Source organism: Rubellimicrobium rubrum, assembly GCF_006152115.1.
GTDB classification, from domain to species: Bacteria; Pseudomonadota; Alphaproteobacteria; order Rhodobacterales; family Rhodobacteraceae; genus Rubellimicrobium; species Rubellimicrobium rubrum.
The window spans coordinates 20,096-37,655 of the sequence record NZ_VDFU01000016.1 but is presented as its reverse complement, the minus strand read 5'-3'; the positions used below and the strand labels follow the sequence as shown (position 1 = coordinate 37,655).

Annotated in this window: 14 protein-coding genes and 1 pseudogene; 9 read left to right on the top strand and 6 right to left on the bottom strand. The window is 67.8% G+C overall.

Going from position 1 to position 17,560, the window contains the following annotated elements; translation table 11 throughout:
* Positions 1-72 precede the first annotated feature (72 nt).
* Positions 73-246, bottom strand: a complete 174-nt coding sequence (locus FHG66_RS13540) for a nitrate reductase cytochrome c-type subunit (protein ID WP_342777491.1) — start codon at positions 244-246, stop codon at positions 73-75.
* Positions 247-396: 150 nt separating this feature from the next.
* Here FHG66_RS13540 and FHG66_RS13535 point away from each other — a divergent pair, with 150 nt between their 5' ends.
* On the top strand, positions 397-2,847 hold the full coding sequence (locus FHG66_RS13535) for a GcvT family protein (RefSeq protein WP_139077589.1): 2,451 nt from the start codon (positions 397-399) through the stop codon (positions 2,845-2,847).
* Positions 2,848-3,161: 314 nt separating this feature from the next.
* On the opposite strand, the gene FHG66_RS22320 is transcribed toward FHG66_RS13535, so the two are convergent.
* Together FHG66_RS22320 and FHG66_RS22315 are read right to left on the bottom strand one after the other, a co-directional pair.
* A complete protein-coding gene (locus tag FHG66_RS22320) occupies positions 3,162-3,704 on the bottom strand; it encodes a fasciclin domain-containing protein (protein ID WP_246082609.1) in 543 nt (180 codons plus the stop codon).
* A 33-nt stretch (positions 3,705-3,737) separates the two neighbouring features.
* Positions 3,738-4,283: pseudogene (locus FHG66_RS22315) on the bottom strand (fasciclin domain-containing protein); the annotation flags it as partial.
* 324 nt (positions 4,284-4,607) lie between these two features.
* Here FHG66_RS22315 and FHG66_RS13525 point away from each other — a divergent pair.
* From FHG66_RS13525 to FHG66_RS13505, 5 genes are all read left to right on the top strand, one after another.
* The gene (locus FHG66_RS13525) at positions 4,608-5,423 is read left to right on the top strand and encodes a cytochrome b/b6 domain-containing protein (RefSeq protein WP_139077587.1); all 816 of its coding nucleotides are present in this window, start codon (positions 4,608-4,610) and stop codon (positions 5,421-5,423) included.
* Positions 5,413-6,180 (top strand): molybdopterin-dependent oxidoreductase, encoded by a 768-nt coding sequence (locus FHG66_RS13520; protein ID WP_139077586.1) that lies wholly within the window; start codon positions 5,413-5,415, stop codon positions 6,178-6,180. Before FHG66_RS13525 ends, FHG66_RS13520 begins: the two co-directional genes overlap by 11 nt.
* A 98-nt stretch (positions 6,181-6,278) precedes the next feature.
* Positions 6,279-8,018 carry a sigma-54-dependent Fis family transcriptional regulator gene (locus FHG66_RS13515; RefSeq protein WP_139077585.1) on the top strand — a complete coding sequence of 580 codons (1,740 nt, stop codon included), beginning with the start codon at positions 6,279-6,281 and terminating at the stop codon, positions 8,016-8,018.
* A gap of 163 nt (positions 8,019-8,181) precedes the next feature.
* Complete coding sequence (locus FHG66_RS13510; protein ID WP_139077584.1) at positions 8,182-9,981, top strand: NAD(P)/FAD-dependent oxidoreductase; 1,800 nt, start codon at positions 8,182-8,184, stop codon at positions 9,979-9,981.
* Positions 9,982-10,055: 74 nt separating this feature from the next.
* Positions 10,056-11,111, top strand: coding sequence for a 2,3-butanediol dehydrogenase (locus FHG66_RS13505; RefSeq protein WP_139077583.1), 1,056 nt, complete (start codon positions 10,056-10,058; stop codon positions 11,109-11,111).
* 563 nt (positions 11,112-11,674) lie between these two features.
* On the opposite strand, the gene FHG66_RS22945 is transcribed toward FHG66_RS13505, so the two are convergent.
* Entirely contained in the window at positions 11,675-12,190 is a 516-nt protein-coding gene (locus FHG66_RS22945) for a histidine kinase dimerization/phospho-acceptor domain-containing protein (RefSeq protein ID WP_425471742.1), read from the bottom strand.
* Between the two features lie 177 nt (positions 12,191-12,367).
* Between FHG66_RS22945 and FHG66_RS22940 the strand changes: the two genes are divergently transcribed.
* From FHG66_RS22940 to FHG66_RS13495, 3 genes are all read left to right on the top strand, one after another.
* On the top strand, positions 12,368-12,514 hold the full coding sequence (locus FHG66_RS22940) for a hypothetical protein (RefSeq protein WP_218013853.1): 147 nt from the start codon (positions 12,368-12,370) through the stop codon (positions 12,512-12,514).
* A gap of 219 nt (positions 12,515-12,733) precedes the next feature.
* Entirely contained in the window at positions 12,734-13,477 is a 744-nt protein-coding gene (locus FHG66_RS22305; RefSeq protein ID WP_246082601.1) for a hypothetical protein, read from the top strand.
* Positions 13,443-13,829, top strand: a complete 387-nt coding sequence (locus tag FHG66_RS13495) for a transposase (protein WP_246082600.1) — start codon at positions 13,443-13,445, stop codon at positions 13,827-13,829. Before FHG66_RS22305 ends, FHG66_RS13495 begins: the two co-directional genes overlap by 35 nt.
* 176 nt (positions 13,830-14,005) lie before the next feature.
* On the opposite strand, the gene FHG66_RS13490 is transcribed toward FHG66_RS13495, so the two are convergent.
* Both FHG66_RS13490 and FHG66_RS22935 read right to left on the bottom strand, forming a co-directional pair.
* Entirely contained in the window at positions 14,006-17,236 is a 3,231-nt protein-coding gene (locus FHG66_RS13490; RefSeq protein ID WP_139077580.1) for a PAS domain-containing protein, read from the bottom strand.
* Positions 17,229-17,414 carry a ribbon-helix-helix domain-containing protein gene (locus FHG66_RS22935; RefSeq protein WP_139077638.1) on the bottom strand — a complete coding sequence of 62 codons (186 nt, stop codon included), beginning with the start codon at positions 17,412-17,414 and terminating at the stop codon, positions 17,229-17,231. The genes FHG66_RS13490 and FHG66_RS22935 overlap by 8 nt, the downstream gene beginning before the upstream one ends.
* Between the last annotated feature and the right edge of the window lie 146 nt (positions 17,415-17,560).

Sequence of the window (17,560 nt, the reverse complement as noted above, 5' to 3'; positions counted from 1 at the left end):
CCGCCGCGACGGTCCCCGACGATACGATCAGCCACCCAGAGCCAATTGAGAAACAGCCAGATCCGATGCATGTCACTCGGCCTCCAGCACTTGCCGCAGCAGGGTGTCTGTGTCGATGAAGGTGTTCTCGACCGTTGGATCGACGGGATACTGGGGCACGTGGCACGCGGTGCAGAAGAAGCGCCGGGGCGAGACCTCGGCCAAGACCTGGCCCGAGCGGTCCATGTAGTGGGTGACGGGAACCATGGGCGCTTGCGTCGACGGGCCGTTCCGGTCGATCGGCCGCCAGGGTCGCCCAGGTGAAGGACGCGGCATCGCGGCGAAGATCGCGGTTGCCATTTCACCACCGGGATTACAGCGTGCCGCCCGCTCGTCCCGCTGCCCAAAGGTCACCTCATGATCGCCCTGCCCTCATCCGCCCGCGCCGTCATCATCGGAGGCGGCATCTCGGGCTGCTCGGTGGCCTACCATCTCGCCAGGCTGGGCTGGACGGACATCGTCCTCCTAGAGCGCAAAAGGCTCACCTCGGGGACGACGTGGCATGCGGCGGGCCTCGTGGGACAGCTCCGCGCGAGCCAGAACATGACGCGCCTCGCAAAGTACTCGGCCGACCTTTACACTCGGCTCGAGGCCGAGACGGGGCTGGCCACGGGCTTTCGGCAGTGCGGGTCGATCACGACGGCCCTGACGACGGAGCGGCGGGAGGAGATCTTCCGGCAGGCCAGCATGGCGCGAGCCTTCGGCGTAGAGGTGCGGGAACTCTCGCCCCAAGAGGTGGGCGACCTTTACCCGCACCTGAACCTCGAAGGCGTAGTCGCGGGCGTTCACCTTCCCAAGGACGGGCAGGCCGATCCCGCGAACATCGCGCTGGCGCTCGCCAAAGGGGCCCGATCGCGCGGGGCGCTCATTGCCGAGGGCGTGAAGGTCACGGGAGTCACCCGGGCCGAAGGGCGCGTGACTGGCGTCGATTGGGCGCAAGGCGACGAGACGGGGCACATCGCCGCCGACATGGTCGTCAACTGCGGCGGCATGTGGGGCCGCGACCTGGCCGCCCAAAGCGGCGTGACCTTGCCCCTCCATGCCTGCGAGCACTTCTACATCGTCACCGAAGCCATCGAGGGGCTGACGGAGCTGCCGGTCCTACGGGTGCCCGACGAATGCGCCTACTACAAGACCGACGCGGGCAAGATGCTGCTCGGCGCCTTCGAGCCGGTGGCCAAGCCCTGGGGCATGGGGGGCATCCCCGAAAGCTTCGAGTTCGACCAGTTGCCCGAGGACTTTGACCACTTCGAACCGATCCTGGAAAAGGCCACGGCGCGGATGCCCCTGCTGGCCCGCGCCGGCATCCACACCTTCTTCAACGGCCCGGAAAGCTTCACCCCCGACGACCGCTACTACCTGGGCGAGGCGCCGGAGCTTCGGGGCTACTGGGTGGCGGCCGGCTACAACTCGATCGGCATTGCGTCCTCGGGCGGGGCCGGCATGGCGCTCGCCCAGTGGATGGAGGACGGCGAGCCGCCCTTCGACCTGTGGGAGGTGGACATCCGCCGGGCGCAGCCGTTCCAGAGGAACCGGCGATATTTGCGCGAGCGCGTGACCGAGACGCTGGGCCTGCTTTATGCCGACCACTTCCCTTACCGACAGCCCGCGACGGCGCGGGGCGTGCGTCGCAGCCCGCTGCACGAACACCTGAAAGCGCGCGGAGCCGTGTTCGGCGAGGCCGCGGGCTGGGAGCGCGCGAACTGGTTCGCTCGTGACGGCCAGGAGCGCGAATACCGCTACTCCTGGGGCCGGCAGAACTGGTTCGACAACCAGCGCGAGGAGCACATGGCGCTCCGCACCGGCGTGGGCCTTCTTGACATGTCCTCCTTCGGCAAGATCCGCGTGGAAGGGCCCGGCGCGCTGCCGTTCCTCCAGCGGATCTGCGCAGGCCAGATCGACGTGGCCGTGGGCCTCATCGTCTACACGCCCATGCTGAATCGGCAGGGCGGCATCGAGAGCGATCTCACCGTGACGCGCCTGTCCGAGACGGCGTTCCTGCTCGTGGTGCCCGGGGCCACTCTGCAGCGCGATCTGGCGTGGCTTCGGCGGCACCTCCGGGATGACCTCGCCGTGATCACCGATGTCACAGCCGCCGAGGCGGTGCTGCCGCTCATGGGTCCCAAGGCACGCGACGTCCTTGCTGCCGTATCGCCCAACAACTTCTCCAAAGTGGCCTTCCCGTTCGGGACCGCGCAGGAGATCGAGATCGGCCTGGGCCTCGCCCGCGCCCACCGCGTCACCTATGTGGGCGAGCTGGGCTGGGAGCTGTACGTTTCAACGGATCAGGCCGCGCATGTATGGGAGACGCTGGTCGAGGCGGGGGAGCCCTTGGGCCTCAGGCTCTGCGGCCTGCACGCGATGGACAGCTGCCGCATCGAGAAGGCCTACCGCCACTGGGGCCACGACATCACCGACGAGGATCATGTGCTGGAAGCGGGCCTGGGCTTCACGGTCAAGACCGCCAAGGGCGATTTCATCGGCCGCGAGGCGGTCCTGCGGAAGCGCGAGGCAGGGCTGTCCCGCAGGCTGGTGCAGTTCCGCCTGACCGACCCACGGCCGCTCCTGTTCCACAACGAGCCGATCCTGCGGGACGGCCACATCGTAGGCCAACTGTCCTCGGGCAACTACGGCCATGCCTTGGGCGGTGCTGTCGGTCTGGGATACGTGCCCTGCATGGTCCGCGGCGAAACGGGGGCCGAGATGATGGCCTCGCGATACCAGATCGAGGTGGCCGGCTGCCTTGTCGACGCCGAGCCGAGCCTGACGGCGATGTACGACCCGAAGGGAGAAAGGGTCAGGGCCTGAACGGGGCTGGCTGACGGCAGCCAGATGCCGCTGTGAGGAACCATCGCCGGACGCCCACAGGCTTGCGGCAGCTCGGCCCGGCAAGCGCAGTTCAGCCATGAGGGATCAGCTTGAAACGCTTGGCGAACGACGCGTCGTGTGGTGTCGGTGACGGGAATGCTTAGCTTGTGAAAGGTACTGCGACACCGCCGCGAAGTGCGTGACCGCTCAGGAAAGGCCGCCCAGCCGTTCAGGTGTGCGAGGCCAGGCTCCGGTTCGCGGACCGCCCTGACGGACGGTCCGCGACCGATCTTGCCTGCGAGGCGTCCCGACTATCAGGAGGCTGGCAGCAGCACTCCGTCCACGACATGGATCACGCCGTTCGACTGCATCACGTCGGCGATCGTGACCCGGTACACGTTGCCGGATTCATCGAAGACATAAGCGTTGCCCGAGGGTCGGATCTGCACGCTGAGCGCGTCGCCCGACACGGTCTGCAAGTGCACGAACCCGTCCGCGTCCGCCTGGGCCGCAAGGGCCCCGGCATCCAGGGTGCCGGGCACCACATGGGCGGTAAGAACCTTGGTGAGCTGGTCCTTGTTCTCGGGCTGCAGGAGCGTGTCCACCGTGCCGGCCGGCAAGGCGTCGAAGGCGGCGTTGACGGGCGCAAAGACGGTGAACGGGCCCGCGCCTGACAGGGTCTCGGCAAGGCCCGCGGCCTGCACGGCGGCAACCAGCGTCGTGTGGTCGGCCGAGTTCACCGCGTTCTCGACGATGGTCATGCTGGGGGACATGGCCGCGCCGCCCACCATCGGGTTGCCGCCCGTGTCGTCCGCGGGCGCCTCGGCCGTGACCGTCGCCTCGGGCTGGTCGGCCATGGCGCCCTCGGTCGTGTCGGACGCTTCGGCGGAGGCTGGGGTCAGCACCGCATCGACGACATGAATTACCCCGTTCGACTGATCGACATCGGCGATGGTGACGTTGGCCACGGTGCCGTTCTCATCGGTGAACGTGATGCCGTCACCCGCCGCGTTCATGGCCGCGGTCAGTGTGCAGCCGCCCAGCGTCTCGACGGGATGCGACCCGCCATCCGCCGCGATCATCTCGGCCAGCGCGGCGGACATCACCTCTGCGCCCACGACATGGCAGGTCAGGACCTGGGTGAGTTGCTCCTTGTTCTCGGGCAGCAGGAGGGTCTCGACCGTGCCCTCGGGCAAGGCGGCAAAGGCGTCGTTGGTCGGCGCGAAGACGGTGAAGGGTCCCTCGCCCTGCAGCGTCTCCACAAGCCCCGCAGCCTGCACGGCGGCCACGAGCGTGGTGTGGTCGGCCGAGTTTAGCGCATTCGTGACGATATCGTTGGTCGCCGGCATCTCGGCGCCCCCGACCATCGGGTTCTCCTGGGCAAAGGCAGCGCCGGCCAGCATGGCAAGAGCGGTGGAGGCGAGAAGCGTCTTCATGGGCGTGTCTCCTTGCGAAGGGGTCTGCAACCGGTCTCACCGGCGACACCCGAAGCCACGGAGGTCAGAGGGCAGAAGTTTCAGCACCACCGAAGAAGATTGCTGAACGGGCGGGGATCTCCAATCCGCCGCGTGGCATGGCAACTTGATCGGGCATAGCCTGCCCCCGTCATTAACCCCTGCGGCGCGGAGCTCAGGTGCCCGCCCTGCCCCTCGGCCACCCTGCCGAACCGGGGGCCCCCACGCGTCTGAAACTTGTTGCCGCCCCGGCTCGTGTCTCCTGCACAGAACGCGACACCCATAAGCTGGAAAGGAAGCGGCACCATGGACACCACAGCCCATGCTCGGGGACCGCTCGTCTATCGCCAGACGCTGATGACCCGCATCACGCATTGGGTCTGGGCGGTGTCGCTGTTCTTCCTGCTGCTGACGGGTCTTCAGATCTTCAACGCCCACCCGGCGCTGTACTGGGGGCAGGAATCTGGCTTCGAGTACAACAATGCGCTTCTCGCCATCAGCTCGCGCGAGGGTGAAGAAGGGCTGGAAGGGGTCACCTACCTCCTGGGCTGGGAGTTCGAGACAACCGGACTCCTTGGTGCTTCGGGCGGCCGGGCGCACGGGTTTCCGGGCTGGGCCACGATCCCCTCTCACCACGACCTCGGCACCGGACGGGTGATCCACTTCTTCTTCGCGTGGGTTCTCGTGGGGACGCTGGCCCTGTGGCTCATGGCCAGCCTGCTCAACGCCCATTGGCGCGAATTGCTGCCCACGCCTTCGGATCTGCGGGCGTTGCCGGGCGACGTGCTCAACCACGCGCGGCTGCGGCTGCACCGGACCCGCACCTACAACGTCGTCCAGAAGCTGACCTATGCGGGGGTGCTGTTCGTCCTCCTGCCGCTGATGATCCTGACAGGGCTGGGCATGTCGCCGTCCTTCAACGCGGCAGCGCCGTGGCTCCTGGACCTGTTCGGCGGGCGGCAGTCGGCGCGGACGGTCCATTTCGCCGTCATGCTCCTCCTCGTGCTGTTCTTCCTTGTCCACATCCTGATGATCCTGCTCGCCGGGCCGCTCAATGAGCTGCGCTCGATCGTGACCGGCTGGTACCGCATCGACCCTGAAGGGGACGCCCATGACCGCTGACCCGACCCGCCGCCTGCTGCTCGGCGGCCTTCTCGCCACGCCGGCCCTGCTGTCCGGCTGCAAGGTGCTCGATGGGCTGAGCGCCGTCGACCATCCGCTCAGGAACGTCATGGAAGGCGCCAACCGCCTGACCCACAAGGCCCAGCAGCTGGCGGCGGGGGATGCGCTCGCACCGGAATACACGCGGGCCGACATCCGGCAGGGGATGCGGCCCAATGGCACCACCAACCCGTCGGACGCCGATTATCAGGCGCTGGCCGCCAATGCGTGGACCGACTGGCGGCTTACGGTGAGCGGCGCGGTGGAACGGCCCTTGTCGCTGTCCTTGGCCGAGCTGATGGCCATGCCGTCGCGCACCCAGATCACCCGGCATGACTGCGTCGAGGGCTGGTCCTGCATCGCCGAATGGACCGGGGTGCCGCTGTCGCATGTCCTGAGCCTTGCCCGACCGACCTCCAAGGCCCGCTTCGTCTACTTCCGGTCCATGGACACCATCGAACGGGGCCTGAGCGGCAGCATCAGGTATTGGGAAAGCCATGACCTGCGCGACAGCCTGCATCCGCAGACCATCCTCGCCTATGGCATGAACGGCGTGGCCCTTCCCGTCCGCAACGGCGCGCCCCTGCGGCTCCGGGTGGAGCGGCAGCTTGGCTACAAGATGGCCAAGTACCTGTCGGGCATCGAAGTGGTCCCGGCGCTGTCGGACAAGGGCGGCTACTGGGAGGAGCGGGGCTACGACTGGTACGCCGGCCTTTAAGCCCTCCTGTCCGGTGCCGAGCGATCTGCGATCAACGTCGGACTGCCCGAACCGATCCAGATCCTGTATCCTTGGGTCATCGCCAGGGAGGAGGCGACGTGACCCACATCGATCACCTGAACGAGATCGACCGCGTCCTGCGCGGTCAGCAGACCGGTCGTGACAGCTTGGTGTCGGAAAGCTGGCGGCGCTGCGTCGAGACCTATGGCATGGACCCGACGCGCCCGGACCCAGCGCACATCGTCACCGATGCCGAGCTGCGGGAACACCGCGAGCAGTCCGAGCGGCTGATCGCCACGGCACGATCAGGGTTGCAGACCCTGTTCCGGCAGGTGATGGGCCAGGATTACGTGCTGCTGGTGGCCGATGCCCATGGTGTCTGCGTCGACTTCTTCGGCGATCCCCGCTCCACAGAGGAACTGCGGCAGGCCGGTCTCTATCTCGGTTCAGACTGGTCGGAGAACCTGGCGGGAACCTGCGGCGTCGGGTCGTGCATCGTCACGGGCGAGGCGGTCACGATCCACCAGACGGACCACTTCGGGCTGGCGCACACGCAGCTGTCCTGCACGGCGGCCCCGATCCACGACACCAAGGGCGAGCTGTCGGCCGTGCTCGACATCTCGCTCCTGCGCTCTCCGTCCCGCAAGGCGTCGCAGAACCTTGCCATGAGCCTTGTCACCGCGTCCGCCCGCCGGGTGGAGATGGCCAACCTCATGGCAACGACGCGGCATGAATGGGTCCTGCGCTTCTCGACCAACCCGGAGTTCCTCGAGGTCGATCCGGACGCCGCTGTGGCTCTCGATGGAACCGGCCGGATCATCGGGATGACCACCGGAGCGCGCCGCGCCCTGATCCCCGATGGCAAGGGAAGCCCCATCGGCACCCGGATCGACGACTGGATGGAGCTGACGGTGGATAGCTTGCCCGACCTGATGCGCGGTCGCCCGACCGAGGAACGGCTGCTCTGGCTCAAGGACGGCCGCGGCCTGTTCGGCCATGCCATCGCGCCTCAGGCGGCGCGTCACAGCGCCCATCACCGCAGCCCCGCTGTGCCGGGGGGAGCGTTCGCAAGCTTTGCGGGCCCGGACCCCACGCTCCAGCACCTGCTCGCCAAGGCGGCGCGCCTTGCCAGGACGTCGGTGCCGCTCCTGATCGTGGGCGAGACCGGGACCGGCAAAGAGACCCTGGCGCGCGCGATCCATGTCAGCGCGACCCAGGGACGGGCGCTTCATACGGTGCGCTGCGCCGGGCACGACGATCTTGGCCATCTCGCAGGCGCGGCGCCCGGCACGCTGTTCCTGCAGGGGGTGGAGGACCTTTCGCCCAGCGCACAGGCCCAGTTGCTGGCGCTGCTTGACCGCCGCTCGGACCTGCGGGTGATCGCCTCGACCCGCTCGGACCCGGGCGCCCTGCGGGACCGGCTGCGCGACGACCTGTTCTTCCGTCTGGCCGGCGCGGTCCTGCCGCTGCCGCCGCTGCGCCTACGCGCCGACTCTGACTGGCTGCTCGACCGCCTCCTTCGCCGTAGGAGCGCCGACGACCTCCGCCTGTCGCACGCTGCCAGGTCGGAGCTGAAGGGCAGATCCTGGCCGGGCAACATCCGCGAACTCGGCGCGGTGCTGGATGTAGCGGTGTCGATGGCCGTAGGGCAGGTCATCGACCTGCCGGACCTACCGGAGCCGGCCACGACCCCGCAGGCCGGGGCGACGGTGGACGATCTTGAAACCATCTTGGCAGCCTGCGGCGGGAACATGTCGCAGGCGGCCCGGCGGCTCGGCGTCAACCGCTCCACCGTGCTGCGGCGCGCGCGCAAGGCGAGCCTCCTGGCGCCCGGATGACGCCTGCGCTGCGGGCCTGTTGCGTGTCCGTTGCGCGTGCAACGCCGGGCCGCCTTGCCGGGCGAAAATCCGGCATCCCGCCCACTAAGACGTAGTCACGCGCCGACGGTCGCTGGCAGTCTTTCCCCAGGGAGACCCACAAGAACGGGAAAGGGAGGACTGCATGCTCGACTCGACCGACACCCATTACGTCCAGGCGTTTCTTGAAACCTTTGGAGAAGCTTTGGAGCGCAGCGACATCGCAGCAGCCAAGGCGATGTTCCTTGATCAGTGCTACTGGCGCGATCTCGTCACCTTCACCTGGAACCTCAAGACCGTCGAAGGACCGGACCAGGTCGAGGACATGCTGACGCATCAGCTGTCCACCGCGAAGCCGCGCAACTGGCGGCTCGCGGACGGCGAGATGCCGACCGAGGCGGACGGCGTCACGACCGCCTGGATCCGGTTCGAGACCGAGCTCGCCCGCGGCTATGGGCTGATCCGGCTTAAGGACGGCCGGATCTGGACGCTGCTCACCACCATGTCCGAGCTGAAGGGCCACGAGGAAGCGCGCGGCTTTACCCGGCCGCTGGGTGCCCGGCACGGCGCGGACAGGAACCGCCGGACGTGGAAGGAGGAGCGCGAACACGAGCTGGCGACGCTGGGCTACGAGACGCAGCCCTACTGCCTCATAGTCGGCGGCGGACAGGGCGGCATCGCGCTGGGCGCACGGCTGCGCCAGCTCGGCGTGCCGACCATCATCGTGGAGCGGAACGACCGCCCCGGCGACAGCTGGCGCAAGCGGTACAAGTCGCTCTGCCTGCACGACCCCGTATGGTACGACCACCTGCCCTACATCAAGTTCCCCGAGAATTGGCCCGTCTTCGCCCCCAAGGACAAGATCGGCGACTGGCTCGAGATGTACACCAAGGTCATGGAGCTGAACTACTGGACGCGGACCACCGCCAAGTCGGCCCAGTTCGACGAGGAGACAAAGGAATGGACGGTCGTCCTCGACCGCGACGGCCAGGAGGTCGTGCTGCGCCCCAAGCAGCTGATCATGGCGACCGGCATGTCGGGCAAGAAGCGGATGCCGAGCTTTCCGGGCATGGACCGGTTCAGGGGGGTCCAGCAGCATTCCTCCGAGCATGACGGCCCCGACCGGTGGGCGGGCAAGAAGGTGGTCGTGGTGGGATCGAACAACTCCGCCCACGACATCTGCGCCGCGCTTTGGGAGGCCGACGCCGACGTGACCATGGTGCAGCGGTCGTCCACGCATATCGTGCGGTCCGACACCCTGATGGATATCGGCCTGGGCGCGCTCTACTCCGAGGAGGCCCTGCGCTCCGGCGTGACCACCGAAAAAGCCGACCTGATCTTCGCCTCCCTGCCCTACCGGATCATGCACGAGTTCCAGATCCCGCTCTATGACCAGATGAAGGAGCGGGACGCGGCCTTCTACAAGGGGCTCGAGGATGCCGGATTCTGGCTCGACTGGGGCGACGACGGCTCGGGGCTGTTCATGAAGTACCTCCGCCGCGGCTCGGGCTACTACATCGACGTGGGCGCGAGCCAGCTCATCATCGACGGGAAGATCAAGCTGAAGCGCGGGCAGGTGGCCGAGGTCGTGGAGGACGGCCTGATCCTCGACGACGGCACCAAGCTCGAGGCCGACCTCATCGTCTATGCCACGGGCTACAACTCGATGAACGGCTGGGTCGCCGACCTCATCGGGCCCGAGACCGCGGACAAGGTCGGCAAGGTATGGGGCCTCGGCTCGGACACGACCAAGGACCCGGGCCCCTGGGAAGGCGAGCAGCGCAACATGTGGAAGCCCACCCAGCAGGAGAACCTGTGGTTCCACGGCGGCAACCTGCACCAGTCGCGCCACTATTCGCAGTACCTCGCCCTGCAACTCAAGGCGCGGATGGAGGGCCTGCCGACACCCGTCTACGGCCTCCAGCCGGTGCATCACCTGAGCTGACGCGGCCGACCCGCGCGCCCGGGCCCCCTCCTACCCGGGGGCGCGCCACCCTCTTGCAAGCGACGGGACCAATCATGAAAGCAGCACGCTGGCATAGCGCCAAGGACATCCGCGTCGAGGACATCGACGAGCCCGCGCCCGGACCCGGGCAGGTCAAGATCAAGGTCGCCTGGACGGGCATCTGCGGCAGCGACCTGCACGAATACCTCGCCGGCCCGATCTTCGTGCCGGTCCAGGCCGAGCATCCGCTGAGCCACGGCAAGGCGCCCATCACGATGGGGCACGAATACTGCGGCACGGTGACCGAACTCGGCGAGGGCGTCGACGGGCTGGCCATCGGCGACCGCGTGGCGATCGAGCCGATCTTCGCCTGCGACGCCTGTCCGCCCTGCCGGGACGGCAAGTACAACCTGTGCGAACATCTGGGTTTCGTGGGCCTCTCGGGCGGCCATGGCGGGTTTGCCACCTATTCGGTGGTCCCGGCCCGCATGGTGCACAAGATGCCGGACAGCTTGTCCATAGAACAGGGCGCGCTGGTCGAGCCGGCGGCCGTAGCGCTCCACGCCGTGCGGATCAGCCGGTTCAAGGCCGGCGACCGGGCGGCGGTCTTCGGGGCAGGCCCCATCGGGCTCCTCGTGGTCGAGGCGCTGCGGATCGCAGGCGCGTCCGAAATCCATGTCGTCGAGCCGTCCGAGCAGCGGCGCCGCAAGGCCCTGGACCTTGGCGCGACGGCCGCGTTCGACCCAGGCGCGGGTGATCCGGTCCAGGCGATCCGGGAGCGGACGACCACCGGCGTCGAGGTCGCGTTCGAGGTCACGGGCGTCCCTGCCGTCCTGCCCCAGGCGATCAACGCCACGCGTTACGAAGGGCAAACCCTTGTCGTCTCGATCTGGGAGTCCGAAGCCAGCTTCCAGCCCAACACGGTCGTCCTGCGCGAGCGCGACATCAAGGGCACCATCGCCTACCGCAACGTCTATCCGGCCGTCATGTCGCTCATGGAGCGGGGCTACTTCTCGGCCGAGAAGCTCGTCACGAAGCGGATCCGCCTCGACGACATCGTCCGCGACGGCTTCGATGCCTTGGTCGCCGAAAAGTCGCAGATCAAGATCCTGGTCGAGGCGCCGGCCTGAACCGCGCCCTGCCCTTCAAGGCAGGGCGAACCAGACGGCTGCGGCGGGCGCAGCGTGCCTTGGCCGCTCCTAGATGGCGGCACGGCATTGTCGTCCTGCGGTGCGGCTGGCGCTACGTTAGGCCGCGCTGAACTCCAGGTTGGCGGCCATACGCTCCCGACCATCGGTCCAGCGCGCGCTGGACCGATGGTCGGGAGGTCGTCGTGGCGCGGCCACGTTGCCGGAACGCCTGCGGCGCCAAATGCACGAAACGGAACTGTGGGGACGTGCTGCGGCCCCCTACACGGTCAGGTAGCGGCTCTTGGTCATCGTGGATTTCCCTGCATGCCATAGGAGCCCACGTTTCCTTAGGGCGGCGATCCCGCCGGACCCGGCACGGGCCGAAGCAAGAAGCGACGCACTGCGCCGACTGGTGCTTCGTGTGTCGGTCCGACTGCGCCGAATTCGCTGGCCTACCCGTCCATCAGCGAGGCTACTACATCCCATCAGCAGGTCTTTGGCGCTCAGGATCTGTGATACGGATCCCACCCCAATTGCGCGAAAACGGTTATGGTCGCGTAGATTTATAGGGAAGTCTTCGATTCTGGCGCGAGGTCGAGTTCGAGACGGACATGCGGTCCCGAGGTTCTGGCAACGAGCTCGGCCATGCCCCGAACCAAAGTCCCTAAGTCGACTGCAGCGGCCTGGAGCGGCTGACGATGTGCGAAGGCCAGGAGCTTCTGCATGAGGGTCGCGGCGCGCTCGGCCGACTGCATCGCCCCATTGATGAGCCGACGATCCCGCTCGTCACCGACCCCGTTGCGCTGGAGCCGGTCGAGACTGCCCACGATGGGTGTAAGCAAGTTGTTGACGTCGTGCGCCACCTCGCCCGTGAGCTGACCCATGGCTTCCATCTTTTGGCTCTGCCGCAGCGCCTCCCGCGCCTGCTCGAGTTCTGCCTGAGCACGAACGCGATCCGTCGCATCATGGGCCGTTTGTGTCGCCCCGATCTGTCGGCCGTTGCGGTCTCTCAGCACGTCAGATCGGATCTCGTAGCCCACGCGCTCCCGGGCGACGCCCCCGAACTCCTCCACGACCACGAACTCCTGGCCGGCCAAGGCACGACCCCAAAGCTCGGTGACCTGGGCCCGCAACCCCGGCAGATCGGCCACCAGATCGCACCCGATTATGAGCAGCCGACCGACGCGGACACGAACAACACCTACATCCTGATCATCGGGGCCACCGACGTCGGCGGCAACGCCAGCCAGCAGACGGTGACAGTATCGGTCCTCGACCGCGACGAGAACGCTCCCCGGATCGCCGGACCCTCGGGCGGAGCCGGGGCGACCGCCTCGGCCAAGTCGGTGAACGAGGGCGTCACGGCAATCCACACCTTCGCGGCCAGCGAAGGCGTGACCTAGGCGATGACCGGCGGCCCGGACCAGGGCCGGTTTGCGATGGACCCGGCCACGGGGGCCCTGATCTTCCTCGCGGGTCACCGTGGAGGATACCGCCGCGCCGCAGATCACCGGTCCCTCGGGGTGCGACGGCGTCGACCACCACGGTGGAGGAAGGCACGACGGCCGTGGCGACCTTTGCCGCCAACGAGGCGGTTGCCTGGGCAGGCGCAGGCGGGCTGGATGCGCGTGTTCGGGCGCGAGCTCGTGGCGGTGGACGGCACCCGCATCAAGGCGGTCAACAACAAGGACCGCAACGTCATCCGGGCGGCGCTGACCACGTTCGTTGAGCAAGCGGACGAGAAGCTGGCTAGGTATCTGAAGCGCCTGGACGAGGGCGACGCTGACGAGGACGAGGCGAACACTGGCGGCCGCGGCCCCAGTCACAAGGATCCCCGGCTGGTCGAGAAGCTTGCGGCCGTCCGGGGCAAGCGCGAGCGGCACAAGGCGCTCCTGGAGGAGTTGGACCGCACCAACGAGGATCAGATCTGGCTCAACGATCCCGACAGCCGGGCCATGGCGCGGATGACCCAGGTGGGCGTGGGCTTCAACGTCCAGGTCGTGGTCGACGCCAAGCACAAGCTGATCGCCGAACAGGAAGTCCACAGCCAGGTCGTCGACATGGGCCTGCTGGCTGCGACCGCGAGCGCCGCCATGGAGGCGCTCGGGGTGGAGCGGATCGAGGCCGTCGCCGCCCGGGGCACCTTCAAGATCGAGGACGTCGAAGCCTGCGAGGCGGTGGGGGGTGACGCCTTATGGTCCCAAGCCGGTGCGCGGCCGGTCCGTGCGGGAGGGCTTCTCCCCCAAGGGGGCGTTCCGGTTCGACCCTGGAGCGGACACCTTCTCCTGTCCCGGTGGTCAGACGCTCCGGCGCGGACGCTCGCGAGAGAACGTGAAGGTCGACACCAGCAACCGAGAAGCCTGTAGGGCCTGCCAGCTCCGACCGCGCTGCACCAAGACCACCCGGCATGTCTCGCGCCCGGAGAACGAGGCCGTGCTCGACCGCATGGCCGCGCGGCTCGCCGCCCGCCCGGAGATCCTCGACCAGCGCCGCACCTGCGTCGAGCACCCGGCCGGCTCGATCAAGCAATGGATGCACCAGGGCGCTTTCCTGATGCGCCGGCCGGGATGCGTCCGCGGCGAGTTCAGCCTGACGGCGCTCCCCACCAACATCCGTCGCGCGATCAGCCTGGTCGGCGCGCCCGGCCTGATCGCCGCAGCAAAGGGGGTACGGCACACCCCCATTGCTGTGGCTGGCGACCCCCAAGGCGTTTCCTGATCGCCCAGTCTGCTCTCCGGGCTCACAGCAGCCGAAAGCGGGTCACCGCCGTCACCAAGAGTCCAAAGCTCCCTGTCGCTCGGCGCCAGAAGCGTCCTCACACGGTCTGCGTGGTTGACACACAGTGTTGCCTCACGGGTTGTGGCCATGGCTTGTTGGCGATTTCGGGCTCGTTCTCAGGCCGAACCAGCGCCCATCAGCTCGACCAAGGCGACCTCCAGTTCATCCTTGCGGAAGGGCTTGGACAGCCGCGGCAGGTCGGGCTCGATCCCCTCGCTCTCAGCGTAGCCCGAGATGATGAGAACTGGCAGGCTTGGCCGCAACGCCTTGAGCCGCCGCGCCAGGTCCGAGCCGTTGATCCCCGGCATGAGGTGGTCGGTGATCAGGAGGTCGAACGGCGTGCCTCTCTCCACGAGACGCAAAGCCTCCTCGGCGGAGGCGACCTCTGCAACCCGGAAACCCAACTCGCCCAGCATGTCGGCCGTCGAAAGCCGCACGGTCTCCTCGTCATCCACAATAAGCACCGTGCCGCGTCGTCCTATTGGCCCTGGCGCTGGGATCGCCGGGGTGGCTCCCGCTGCTTCGCGGCTCTCGGGCAACCAGAGTTCAACATGGGTGCCCAGTCCCGGTCGGCTGCGGATCTCGAGGGCCCCGCCGAGCTGGGAAGCCAAGCCATGCACCATGCTGAGCCCGAGCCCCGTGCCTTTGCCCACGCCCTTGGTCGAGAAGAAAGGCTCCACAGCGCGGGCGAGCGTCGCCTCGTCCATGCCGGTGCCAGTGTCGGCCACCGACAGGCGCACGTAGCGGCCGGGTGGGAGCCTGGGGCGCACGGCGCCCGGCCCTCGCACCTCCTCCACTAGGGCGCTGAGGCGCAGCGTGCCGCCGTCCGGCATGGCGTCGCGTGCGTTCACGGCCAAGTTCAGAATGGCCATCTCGAGCTGATTGGCGTCCGAGCGCGCCGGGGGCAGGTCCGGGGCCACCTCGAGCGCCACCCGGATCTGTGGGCCGGTGGTGCTCGCCACCAGATCGGTCATGCCGCGCAGGAGGGAGCCCACGTCCACGGCCGTGGGCTGCAAGGGCTGACGCCGAGCAAAGGCCAGCAGGCGTTGCACAAGCGTGCGGGCCCGTTCGGCGGACTGCGCAGCTCCCTCGATCAGCCGCTGCTCGCGCTCGTCGCCAGAGGGACGCCGCCGCAAGCGGTCGAGCACCGCCACGATCGGGGTGAGGAGGTTGTTGAAGTCGTGAGCCACGCCCCCGGTGAGCTGGCCCATGGCCTCCATCTTCTGGCTCTGGCGCAGCGCGTCCTCGGTCGTGACCTGGCGGGTGACGTTGCGGCTTGAGCCCAGGAGGCGCACGACGCGGCCGTCGGATCCCTTGAGCGGCACCAGCGAGCTGTCCCAGTGCTGCGCCTCGCCTTGCAACTCGTAGGTCTCGCGCCACTGCTCGATCTCGCCAGTCTCGATCGCGCGGCGGTAGTGCGCCTGCACCTGGTCGGCGAGGTCTGGCGGCAGGATGTCCGCGATGCGCCGGCCGCGGATGTCCTCGGCCTTCCAGCCTAAGCTCACCTCGTGGGCCGGGTTGATCTCCTCGACTACGAAGCCACCGTCGGGCTCGACGCCGATGACGAAGAGCGCCTCGGGCGTGCTCTCGAAGAAGGCACGGTACAATGCGTCGGTGGCCCGGCGTGCCGCCTCCGCCTCAGCGAGTGCTGCCTGCGCATGCACGCGGTCGCTGACGTCGTTCCCGGTCAGGAACGCGCCCGTTACCTCTCCGGCCCCGTCCCGCAGCACCTCGAAGCGCATCTCGTAGACGCGACGCTCGCGCTCCGCACCGCCCCACTCGGCCGTTTCGCTGTAGCTCTCGCCCCCGAGCGCCCGGTCCCAAGCCGCCTTGGCCGCAGTCCACTCGTCGGGCCGCCCTGCCAGGAGATCACGAAGAGAGGCCCCTACGCTGGGGCGCACCCCGTAGAGGTCTTGGTAGTCGCGGATTGCGGCCTCGTTGATGGCAGTCCAGCGATACTCGAGATCGAGCGCTTGCACTGAGGCCCCGGTGGTCTCGACAATGCGTGCCAAGGCTTCGCGCTCGGCCGTCCGCTCGGCAACCCGCTGCGCCAGCGTCTCGTTCAGCTCGTGCAGCGCCGCTTCGGCTACCTTGCGGGCCGTGACGTCCTGAACCAGCGCGTAGAAGCCCTCGATCCTGTCATCCGGCGCCTTGCGCGGGATGAACTCGACTTCGATGTGCCGGCCTGTTGTGTCAGCATAGGGCATGAACTGGTCGAACGTCACCCGCTCGCCCCGGAGGGCATTGTCCATGTGCTGAGCGACCTTGGCATAGGCGGCCTCGCCCACCACCTCGCGCACGGTCTTGCCCACGATGTCCTCGCGCCTGCGGAGAAACCAGGTCTCGTAGATCTTATTAACGAAGCGATAGCGGCGCTCGGCGTCGATGTAGGATACCAGAACCGGCAAGGCGTCGGTCAGGGTCCGCAACTCCTGCTCGCGCTCAGTGAGTGCCGTCTCGGACTGCACCCGGTCGGTGACGTCCGAGCCGTCCACGAAGATGTCGGTGACCGCGCCGGCCGCATCTTTGATCGGCTGGTAGACAAGGTCGACGAACCGGCGCTCGATCGGGCCGCCCGGCGTCCTTTGGAGGTCCGCCGGCAGGGCATGGCCCACGAACGGCTCGCCCGCGGCGTAGACCTTGTCCAGCAACTCGAAGAAGCCCTGTCCTTGGATCTCGGGGAGCGCGTCGCGCACGCGCTGGCCCAGCACGTCGCGGTGGCCGATGAGCTGCATGTAAGCGGCATTAACGAGATCGAAGATGTGCTCGGGGCCCCGCAACATGGCCATGAAGCTTGGTGCCTGCTCGAACATGCCCGCGAGCCGCTCACGCTCGGAAGCGGTGCGGCGTTCGGCCAGCACCCGCGCGGTCGTCTCTGCGACCGAGCAGAACATGCCGGCCACGCGCCCGGACTCGTCCCGCACGGGCGAGTAGCTGAAGGTGAACCAGGTCTGCTCGTCGAAACCCTTACGATTCACCACAAGGGGGAGGTCCTCGCGGTAAGTTCCCTCGCCGGCCAACGCCGCGTCGATCAGGGGCGAGATGTCCGGCCAGATTTCCGACCAGATGTCGTGAAAGCGAGCCCCCAGCGCGTCCGGGTGCTTGGCCCCTAAGATCTCGGCATAGGCGTCATTGTAGAGGAAGCCGAGTTCTGGCCCCCAGGCCACAAACATCGGGAACTTCGAGCCGAGCAGCAGTCCCACCACCGAGCGCAGCGACTGCGGCCAGTCTGAAGGCCAACCCAGGGGTGAGGCCGACCAATCGTGCGTGCGCATGAGCGCGCCCATCTGGCCGCCGCCCACGAAGAACGCAAGCTCGCCCCCCAACGGCCGGACCGCATCATCCATGAAGTGGACCCGCCTCGCCTGCGGCCCGAGGGAGTGCGACCTCCCGCCCCATCAGGAGCCGCTGGGCGGTTCTGACGACTTCGCTGGCTGTGGCGTAGCGTCCAGTAGCACCCTGCCCATCGGAAAAGCGCGCCAACGGCTCGGTCAGGGCAACATGACGGGAAAAAGGAACGTGCATTCCTGCGATGTAGCCGCAGCACGCGATGGTGTCACCCTTGCTCACCCCTATCAAAGCCGATGTGCGCCGACACTGGCAGCGGATCGTGCAGCGGCATCCTGAGCCCTCCTGAGAGGAGACGACGTGCGTTGATGGGCGAGAGGGAG

Bases quoted from the DNA above. Each gene is read 5' to 3' on its own strand.
- FHG66_RS13510 (WP_139077584.1), top strand. From the start codon at position 8,182: ATGCTCGACTCGACCGACACCCATTACGTCCAGGCGTTTCTTGAAACC.
- FHG66_RS13535 (WP_139077589.1), top strand. From the start codon at position 397: ATGATCGCCCTGCCCTCATCCGCCCGCGCCGTCATCATCGGAGGCGGC.
- FHG66_RS22305 (WP_246082601.1), top strand. From the start codon at position 12,734: ATGCGCGTGTTCGGGCGCGAGCTCGTGGCGGTGGACGGCACCCGCATC.
- FHG66_RS13490 (WP_139077580.1), bottom strand. From the start codon at position 17,236: ATGGATGATGCGGTCCGGCCGTTGGGGGGCGAGCTTGCGTTCTTCGTG.
- FHG66_RS13520 (WP_139077586.1), top strand. From the start codon at position 5,413: ATGACCGCTGACCCGACCCGCCGCCTGCTGCTCGGCGGCCTTCTCGCC.
- FHG66_RS13540 (WP_342777491.1), bottom strand. From the start codon at position 246: ATGGTTCCCGTCACCCACTACATGGACCGCTCGGGCCAGGTCTTGGCC.
- FHG66_RS13525 (WP_139077587.1), top strand. From the start codon at position 4,608: ATGGACACCACAGCCCATGCTCGGGGACCGCTCGTCTATCGCCAGACG.
- FHG66_RS22320 (WP_246082609.1), bottom strand. From the start codon at position 3,704: ATGGCCGACCAGCCCGAGGCGACGGTCACGGCCGAGGCGCCCGCGGAC.
- FHG66_RS22935 (WP_139077638.1), bottom strand. From the start codon at position 17,414: ATGCACGTTCCTTTTTCCCGTCATGTTGCCCTGACCGAGCCGTTGGCG.
- FHG66_RS13505 (WP_139077583.1), top strand. From the start codon at position 10,056: ATGAAAGCAGCACGCTGGCATAGCGCCAAGGACATCCGCGTCGAGGAC.